2 protein-coding genes are annotated in these 1218 nt (G+C 71.4%); both read left to right on the forward strand.

Annotated features, from left to right (window positions below; translation table 11 throughout):
• Window positions 1-130 precede the first annotated feature (130 nt).
• On the forward strand, window positions 131-517 hold the full coding sequence (locus tag AWC19_RS03745) for a DUF1304 domain-containing protein (protein WP_085076752.1): 387 nt from the start codon (window positions 131-133) through the stop codon (window positions 515-517).
• Between the two features lie 141 nt (window positions 518-658).
• Window positions 659-1218: hypothetical protein (locus AWC19_RS03750; RefSeq protein WP_245848689.1), on the forward strand; the 560-nt coding region annotated here is incomplete at its 3' end.

Raw genomic sequence — 1218 nt, forward strand, 5'->3', positions numbered from 1 at the left:
CGACACGCCACACCCCACCCGGGGGTTCTCCTCACATCAAGCCGACACGCCTGCTACCAACGTCCTGGCCGAGTACATCTAGGGCGCGCAGGCGCGAATCCCGACCGACCCGGCGGTGTCGTCTGTGACGATGATCACCGCCGGGCTGGTTTTCGCCGCGCTGGCCGCCCTGTTGCACGTCTACATATTCACGATGGAGTCGCTGACGTGGACCTCGGCGCGCACCCGCAAGGTGTTCGGCACGACGGCCGAGGAAGCCGAGACCACCCGGCTGCTCGCCCTCAACCAGGGCTTCTACAACCTGTTTTTGGCGATCGTCACCGGTGTCGGCGTCGCCGCAATGGCGTTGGGACACAAGGAGATCGGCGCCACGCTGATCTTCGCCGGGGTCGCCACGATGGCCGCGGCCGCCGCGGTGCTGCTCCTGTCGGCGCCCGACAAGGCGCGGGCCGCGGTGATCCAGGGCGCCTTCCCGGTGATCGCCATGGTCCTGCTTGCACTCGGCCTCTCGGCCTAAGCCGCCACCCTTTCGCCTAACAGGGCCCCATCGCCCCATCGGCCACATTGGCCACAACCTCGGGTCGTCCGGGTTACCCGGGCCGGCCGCGGGGTACCCCTGCGGGGCTGAAACAGTCCGGCTTCGATCGAGGAGAAATTGATGAGAGACGCACGAAACGGCCGACCCAGCGCGCTGTGGATGCCGCGCTCGCGCGGCGCCCTGAGCGGATTGCTCCTGGTCGTTCTGGGTGCGTGGGGCGCGCTGGTGCCGTTCGTCGGTCCCGACTTCGATTTCGCCTACACGCCCGGCCAGGACTGGGCGTGGAGCGCGGCGCGGGGGTGGCTCGAGGTGCTGCCCGGGGCGGCGACGGTGGTGGCGGGCCTGCTGCTGATCTTCTCCGCGAACCGCATCAGCGCCATGCTGGGCGCCTGGCTGGCGGTTTTGGCCGGCGCCTGGTTCGTCATCGGCGGCGACGTCGCCCCGATGCTGGGCATCGGGTCGGCCGGCGATCCGATCGCCGCCACCGAGCGCAAGCGGGCCGCGCTGGAGGTTTCCTACTTCTCCGGCCTGGGCGCCCTGATCGTCTTCGTCGGCGCCGCCGCCGTGGCGCGCCTGGCGGTGCGGTCCGCCGGCGACGTCGAGGCCCTGACGCGGGTGGAAGCGGCGCGCGCGGCGCGGGCGGCCGACCCGGGCCCCGAAGCCCCCGAGGCCCCCGCCGT

The organism is Mycobacterium palustre (assembly GCF_002101785.1).
Taxonomy (GTDB): Bacteria; Actinomycetota; Actinomycetes; order Mycobacteriales; family Mycobacteriaceae; genus Mycobacterium; species Mycobacterium palustre.